The 7536-nt window shown below is 37.6% G+C and carries 7 protein-coding genes; all 7 read right to left on the reverse strand.

The window, feature by feature from the left end; translation table 11 throughout:
• Nucleotides 1-1305 precede the first annotated feature (1305 nt).
• Complete coding sequence (locus LX64_RS25550) at nt 1306-2397, reverse strand: replication initiation protein (protein ID WP_111600544.1); 1092 nt, start codon at nt 2395-2397, stop codon at nt 1306-1308.
• A gap of 16 nt (nt 2398-2413) precedes the next feature.
• Nucleotides 2414-2644, reverse strand: coding sequence for a hypothetical protein (locus LX64_RS25555; RefSeq protein WP_111600545.1), 231 nt, complete (start codon nt 2642-2644; stop codon nt 2414-2416).
• 67 nt (nt 2645-2711) lie between these two features.
• Nucleotides 2712-3068 carry a hypothetical protein gene (locus tag LX64_RS25560; protein ID WP_111600546.1) on the reverse strand — a complete coding sequence of 119 codons (357 nt, stop codon included), beginning with the start codon at nt 3066-3068 and terminating at the stop codon, nt 2712-2714.
• 48 nt (nt 3069-3116) lie between these two features.
• Complete coding sequence (locus LX64_RS25565) at nt 3117-3869, reverse strand: ParA family protein (RefSeq protein WP_111600547.1); 753 nt, start codon at nt 3867-3869, stop codon at nt 3117-3119.
• Between the two features lie 252 nt (nt 3870-4121).
• Nucleotides 4122-5186 (reverse strand): PorV/PorQ family protein, encoded by a 1065-nt coding sequence (locus LX64_RS25570; protein ID WP_111600548.1) that lies wholly within the window; start codon nt 5184-5186, stop codon nt 4122-4124.
• 6 nt (nt 5187-5192) lie between these two features.
• On the reverse strand, nt 5193-5897 hold the full coding sequence (locus tag LX64_RS25575) for a hypothetical protein (RefSeq protein ID WP_111600549.1): 705 nt from the start codon (nt 5895-5897) through the stop codon (nt 5193-5195).
• A 1-nt stretch (nt 5898) separates the two neighbouring features.
• A partial coding sequence (locus tag LX64_RS25580; RefSeq protein WP_148707478.1) for a PKD domain-containing protein occupies nt 5899-7536 on the reverse strand: 1638 nt, incomplete at its 5' end.

Here is a 7536-nt window from a genome sequence, read left to right on the forward strand (position 1 = left end):
AAAAAAGGGCGTGGGTGAAAAATGGCGCGGCAGCAGCGCCTTTTTCCCACAAATGGGGCGTATGCCCGATAAATAAATATTCTATTCTAAATATTGTAAATATTGTAAGTATTTAATGTATTGTAAATATTTTTAACAAAAAGCCACCTTTGAAAAGGTGGCTGATCGTAAGCTGATCGTAAGCAGATCTTAAAAACAAAACTATCTTCCTACTTTCCCTTTTTTAAAAGGTGAAACAATAAAAAGTCACAGCGAAGATATATTAAGTAACTAGTGAGAACCTTAATTAGAACTGTCACAAAGTGTTTTTTAAATAAAAAATATCTGTATAGTTTAATTTATGCGACCTATCGTGTTTTTTTACGCAAAAAATAATACATACGGAAAAAAATAAGTGTTTATATAAACGATAATGATTCCCGCGTGGGAATCTACTTTTTCAAATAATTTGTTGTTTCATCAGTTGGGTTTCTTTGGAGGAAACTAACAGCCTTTCGTAAAGGTTAATGTACAATCTTCTTTTAAAATGTGCGCTGGGCGACGCTCTTGGGTTGACGTCGCCCATTTTTTTAGATTTCTGCTGGCTGTTTACTGTTTATAGGATAATGTTAAAGGTTCGATCCAGTTCATTTCGCAATAGAACCGTTTTTATAACACTTAAATGAATTGTGTCTGGCTGGTGGGATCTTTATACTTATCTATTCTGGAACTTCAAGGCTGCTCTTATTTAGGAGTGGCCTTTGTAGTTAAATAGCGTTTTTGAAGATGAACGGAGCGTCGCAACGGCTGCTCTATAGCGAATAAATGCCGAAGACAATAGAATATTATTTATATTATTCGTATTAATTGTATTGATTTACAATTAATTACGAGCCATATAACTATAATACCTATATTACTAGAAACCAATCAACTACGACAAAAAAGGAATGTTGGAAAACAAGCGTAGTACAAATGCGACAAATTAGGAGGTTTTTGGGCGCGGCGGTGGATAACTAAGTTTGATTTGATGATTTCTTTCCTTCACAATTGCATTGAGCGTCCATTTTTTATTCAAAACTGCCAAAATGGCACAAAAAAATATAATTTCCTATAAACCTTTCTCGCATTGATAAAATACGCTTAGATCATTTTTCGAAAATCAGTTGATTTGTTGGGTCGCTGAAAGCTAATACAGGCAAGTATTTTGGATGATATACTACGACAAAATAGGAATAATTGAGCGACAAATTAGGAACTTGATTAGACAAATTAGGAACTTGTGATTACGACAGATTAGGAACGCTTTTAAACAGTTACGACAAATTAGGCTATTCCATGTGTATAAACACCCGTTTCAAAGTCATTAATTATAGAACTTACGACATATGCTTGAGGATTTGTTATTTTGCTGCCCTTTTCAACCATAAAATTGAATATTTCAAGTATTCTTTCCTTTAACTTGTTATAATCTAAATTTTCAGCCTTAAATAGCTTATTTATGGTTGCCATATGATCAGGCATGAGTTTAAAATGATGAGTAAGCAACTCTTTTATTGCCTCCTGTTGAATTTTCACCGCTTCAGGGTTTAGACGTTTGGTTATTTTGAAACGTAACCTTACCACTTTTTTCCCTTGACTTATTGTAAAATCTTTCGCGTTACAATTATACCAAATGTCGGCGTGTGCCATCAATTCCTTTTGTACAGGTAATAAGATTCTCTTTTTAAAATCACTATAGTTACTGTAAGTTTCACTATCCAGCCCCAAATCTAAACGGAGTTCATCAAGCGTTATTACGAACTCTCCCTTTTTTGACCAGGATGCTATTTTTTGATATAGAATTGGTGAGTAAATAGATTTAGCGGCGATAATAACTTCGTATAAGTACCTTGTATATTTGATAGGGCTCCCCTGATCGTTTTGCTCCATATTTATAAGGTATTCTGCCACCTCCTTATACATTTCAACATAGATGGCTGTAACTGAACGGTTATCTATATTAGCTTTTTCCGGTGCGGTAACCTTTGAAAAAAAGACGATGGTATCTTGGTAGCCTGTCAAGTCCTTGTTTTTCAAACTCAACTTGTAATCTTGCAACCTCTTTGCTGCAGTAACAACATCCTTATAGTGATTAGGTGTAGTTATTTCATTCAAAGGAATTGGAACACGAATGATCTTGCTATCTTCATTGAAAAGTGTTAACTGCTTGTAATCAATGCCATACATGGATAATTTGATAGGTTCCTGTAGCGCTTTCATCGTTGCCGCTAGGATTTTCCACTGATATAATGTAAACGAGAACCGGCCATTTGTTACACGATTGCTTTGGTAAAGGACAGTGCCACTACCTGGCAACAAAACGATACCATTACGTTTACCTGGTCTTTTTTTCTTTACCTTACTTTCTTCGTTCATGGCCGATTAGCGTTAGTTATTTAATACCATTTTCCTCCTTATAGGCTCTAATAAGCTCTAGTTGCTCATGTTCACTAAGTTTTAAGAAATTGTCCACGAGCATCAAACCAAGTTGTTTTTGCTTAATTTGCCCTTTTATTGAAATGAGCTTCATTTCTGTAAAAACAGCGTTATCGAGGGGGAAGTTAAACTGTGTTGTTTCCTTTTCTATCGGTTCCCTTTTTGTCGTAGGATCGTTTGCAGTCATGTTAAATCGATTTAGGTACTCAAAAATACGCCAATCTACTATAATAGTAAATTATTTTACTAATTTCCTATGTGTTATTGCTTTTGCGGCCACGTTTATGTGATTCCTCCCTTAATTTAACTTCCTCTGGTCGCGGGGGGATCTCACCAATTACCTCTAAACCCTTGCGCATTATATAATCAAAGGCATCTCCTTTAGTAAACTGTGTTTCCCCGTTCACACGTTTTAAATGGCAAAAATCCTTCACCTTTTCAAGCATGTTCAACTGAATGGAAAAAGTAACATTTTTACGATCATCCTGTGATATTACAGTAGTAATCGGAGTAGATTCTTTTTGCTCTCCACTAAACATACCAACGAACCCACCTTGACTTGCTAAACCACTGTTATGACCTAAACCGTTAAAATCTTTTTTGCCGCCCATATTTAATTGTTTATATTATTAAATAATACTATTAATATAATATTGTTATTATTGTCTACTTAAAAATTCATCTGCTAACAGTTTGTAATCTTCTGCTCCATGGCTTTTAGGAGCATAATCAAAAATTGACTGTCCGCGAGCTGGTGCTTCTGCTAAGGAAACATTATCGCGAATAATAGTTTTTAATATTGATTCCTCTCCCATAATTTTAGCTACATCTTTTGCTACAGCCGTATTGAGTGACTTTCGACCATCAAACAATGTTATGAACACACCACCCAATTTTAATTTGGAATTCAACTTGTTCTTGATCATTGCCATAGTAGTTAGTAGCTTATCGACCCCCGACATTGCATAAAATTCGGCTTGAACAGGAATGTAAACTTCATCTGCTGCTGTCATTGCATTAATAGTGAGGATAGAGAGCGAAGGAGGGCAGTCAAGAAAAATAAAATCAAAATCTTCTCTAACTGGTTCTAAAAGCTCACGCAACGTGCTTTCACGAGCAAACTTATTAATAAGTTCAACTTCTGCTGCAGCGACATCGAGAGATCCTTTAACGATGCTTAAATTTTCATTGATAGAAACAATAGGTAAATGGTCTATTCTTCCCGTTAAAGCCTCATACATATTCACGCCAGGACCTTGCAATTTTAGGCCAATAGTCAAATTGAACTGGGGATCTAAATCACACAGTAAAACTTTGTGCCCTCGATTTGCTAATTCAAAACCGAGGTTAATAGTGGTAGTCGTTTTTCCGGCTCCACCTTTCTGTATTGCGAATGCAACGATTTTTCCCATAGTGTAACAAATATTTGGGTAGAAGATAAACAATAACCACAAATTTAATAATAAAAACAATACTACCAATATCTACAATACAAATATTATTTACAATATTTACAATATCTACAATATTCTAATTGAATTTAAAATTTAGCACATCTAATTTGCTGTTTTGCTTTGTGGTGGCTCATTAGTTTAGAACTACTACAACTTGTGAACATGCTTATAATTATCGCAACCAACATTATTTTATACATTCTATTAGTTTTACTCGGTGAAATTTAGCCCTAAGCTGATTTTGAAAGTTTGAGAATTATAATTAAGATTTTTACCAGGCAAGGCAGCGTAATAGCTAACAGAACAGTTAAACAAACCCGATTGAAAGCCTGTACCAAAGGTGGCAAGCTGTCTAGTAGAAAGTAAAGTATTGCCATAATGCACTCCACCACGTAGAAAAAACCGGTTTTGATATAAATATTCGACACCAGCGCCTGCTTCCCAAGCCTTAAAATATCCTAAACCGGCTACGATAGCGGATGGAACGGTCCTATTGTTAGAATCTTCAGGTAAAAGAGGCTTCAATATCTCTATATCCAAACTGATTGCATGTTCATTTCCTTCCGTTTTGTAAGAATAGCCACTTCCAATGCGTAAACACATTGGCTGTAAGGCTCCGGTAACATTTTGCTGATAACGTACACGTGTTCCAATGTTGAGAAAAGATGCCCCAAACCTGACAAATCCGCCATTAAAGCTCTCCATATCTTCGCGAGCCACAGAGCTATAATAGTACCCTAAATCTGCAGCAATGGCATTGGCTATTTTAACCTCACTTCCCTGGGCTTCGATTCCCGCTGCCGGACGACTATTAATATATCTTGCCGTAAAGCCTATAAAGGAGTAATTACTTAACAAACGTGAATACGTAATGCCTATACACCATTCAGAAGGGTTATAAGTATATATATCATACCCTGTTTCGTCTTTAAACTCGATCTTCCCTAAACTAAAAAATCTTACATCCAAACCTATTGCTGTCACATCATCCATGCGACGAAAGCCTTGTAAGCTGGCCAATCCCATGCCACTCGCCAGTTGACGCATATAAGGCACGTAATTGGCGGAAAAACCATACTCCGATGGCACTGCAGCTACTTTGGCAGGATTGTAAAAGACGCTGGACACATCAGGTAAGGTCGAAGTTCCACATAATCCTAATGCACTTCCACGTGCATCAGGTTCGATGCCTAGAAAACCTAATGCTGGTGCGGGGTTCTGGGCATTAACATGCACTACGGAAAACCATAACAATAAAGTGAAAAGATTTTTCATAGTTGATTATTGAATTTGTATTGATTGTACAACCTCTTTACTCACGGCCCCATCGTTATCCACAACTCTAAGTTTGCAGATATATGCACCTGGGCTAGGAAAAATAAAAGGAATTGCAGAACTCCTTGTTTCGGCTATCGTAGTATTATTCACGATAAAAATGTATTTCGTCAACCCACCCCCCAAATTCTTGTCCGGATCATATGATAGGCTTCCATCAAGTAAGTATTCGAAGCGTTCTACCTCCCCTATTGGATCTATACGTAAATTGGCAATAGGTGCCAGATTATTGAAGGCAAAAACCTTCAGCTGGGCGCTGTCGCGCTGGTTAAAATAGTCGGTAACAACGAAACGAACTATTATAGCCCCTGGATGAGCAGGAATAAACTTGTATATTCCCTTATTTCCTAGAATTCTTATTGTATCTGTAAATTCATCGTCGTTTTGCTTCAACAGTCCATCACCAGAAACCATACTCATCCTTAGTGATTTTATGTTGCTGTTTAAATCCTGCACACGAATAACAATAGGCAAGTACCCAAATTGAGTATTGGATAACTTTACGCTATCAATCAGCTCTTTTGTTTCCGGTCCGCCTGCTTGTGCTTGTAAAAAAATTTCTGGGGGAGAGTTAAGCTCACTAAGACTTTCTTCCCGATTATCGCATCCCACTAAGCAATAACACATTAAAAAGCCAATTAAGTACTTCATATTATAATTTTCTTATTTTCAATGTATTATTAAAATCGATCCCTGTTATTTTGATGATATACCATTGCCCTGTGTCTTTGATTAATTCAGTATCAATTCGGAAGCGGTTAAAGCCCTTAATAGCATTCACTTTCTTTGAAAGCACAGGGAGCCCGGTTGTAATATTTATGAGGGTAATAATTACTTCCTGCTCATTTTTTGCCACAAATTCGCACGTCAACTTGTTTGAAAATACAGTAGGATAAACCAGCAGTGCATTAGCATCAGGGTCGATCCCGTTACCTCGGTCAAAAACTGGATCAGGCGCTTTTCCAACCTCATCCAAAACAATAATTTTAGGTAATACAAATTTCCTTTCACAGCCAAATGCACTTGCTACGATGAGTGAAACATTGTACTCACCAGGTTTATAATAGTAATGGTTCCCGGCTATTTGTGTAGAAGTACCACCATCGCCAAAATCCCATAAATAAGATGTTGCCTTTGAAATATTACTTACCGCTTGGAATAATGCACCATTTTCTATTGAATCCTTTAGTGTTAAGCGTTTTGCCGTGCCTGTAGGTGTATTGTTGAGAATATGCAGGTACCTCCCTTCTCCGGGGCACTCTCCTACAAGCGTGGGTTTTGGGATCAAATAGATTTCTTCGTCTTTTGTAACTTGGTAATTGATTTTACTCCCCGTTGAAAACGGGCTAGGACTTCCTTCTACAAACCAATTAAAGTTTGTAACGTTGTCTGCAGAGGCTATAAGTTGGATAAACTGGCCTTCACACGCAGTAGTATCCCCCATTATCTTGATTGGGCCTGGAATTCCTTTCACCTGGATAAAATATGTGTTTGCATTCTGGCATAATGTAGAGGGATCTACAACGGTAAAAATTAAACCATGATTTCCAATACCTGCCACTGCAGGTGAAAACACTTGCCCTGTGATAGCCGCTGACCCTGACCATATACCGCCTGATGGTAATGTTAAAACTCCGCTGGATATACAAAGTGCGGTATCAGCGGGAAGTTGAATAATCGGCAAGGAGTTAACGGTTGCGATGACACTAGCTTTGGTAGAACAACCTGTGATAGGATCTGAATAAGTATAATTTAAGGTATGATTACCAGCCCCTGCCGTGGCGGGAAAGAATGTGCTACCAATATTAACATCAATACCCTTTCCTTCCCATACTCCTGGTGCTGGGGTGGCTTGCAACTGCACTGCATTACTATTCAAACATATACTGAAATCACGCATAATAGTTACAACAGGGGCGGGATTCTTCTTTATTACCAGGGTATCACTTAAAAAACAGCCTTCATTTGTTTTAACAGTATAAATAAGGTGATTATCTCCTAATTGCATTTTGCTCGGAAGTAGTACGCCACTTTGGTAGAAATCTCCTGCTAAAGATCTCCATTCACCACCTCCAATTGTAGGTAGTGGTGGGGTAAACTCTTTTGCTCCCGAACATGTCATTACATCCGCGCCTACATCTAAAATTGCTGAATTAACAACCTTAATTATTTTCGCATCCGTACCGGTACATCCGCTTACAGGGTCTACATAAGTATAGGTCACCGTGTAGTTACCAACCGGCGCAGCACCCGCCTGGAAGTAACCACCAGCTACAAACGCACCGCTCCA

The sequence above is a fragment of the Chitinophaga skermanii genome (assembly GCF_003259335.1).
GTDB lineage: Bacteria > Bacteroidota > Bacteroidia > Chitinophagales > Chitinophagaceae > Chitinophaga > Chitinophaga skermanii.

What these genes read in the sequence shown, in the direction of transcription:
- LX64_RS25575 (WP_111600549.1), bottom strand. Translation starts at nt 5,897, where the DNA reads ATGAAGTACTTAATTGGCTTTTTAATGTGTTATTGCTTAGTGGGATGC.
- LX64_RS25555 (WP_111600545.1), bottom strand. Translation starts at nt 2,644, where the DNA reads ATGACTGCAAACGATCCTACGACAAAAAGGGAACCGATAGAAAAGGAA.
- LX64_RS25570 (WP_111600548.1), bottom strand. Translation starts at nt 5,186, where the DNA reads ATGAAAAATCTTTTCACTTTATTGTTATGGTTTTCCGTAGTGCATGTT.
- LX64_RS25550 (WP_111600544.1), bottom strand. Translation starts at nt 2,397, where the DNA reads ATGAACGAAGAAAGTAAGGTAAAGAAAAAAAGACCAGGTAAACGTAAT.
- LX64_RS25560 (WP_111600546.1), bottom strand. Translation starts at nt 3,068, where the DNA reads ATGGGCGGCAAAAAAGATTTTAACGGTTTAGGTCATAACAGTGGTTTA.
- LX64_RS25565 (WP_111600547.1), bottom strand. Translation starts at nt 3,869, where the DNA reads ATGGGAAAAATCGTTGCATTCGCAATACAGAAAGGTGGAGCCGGAAAA.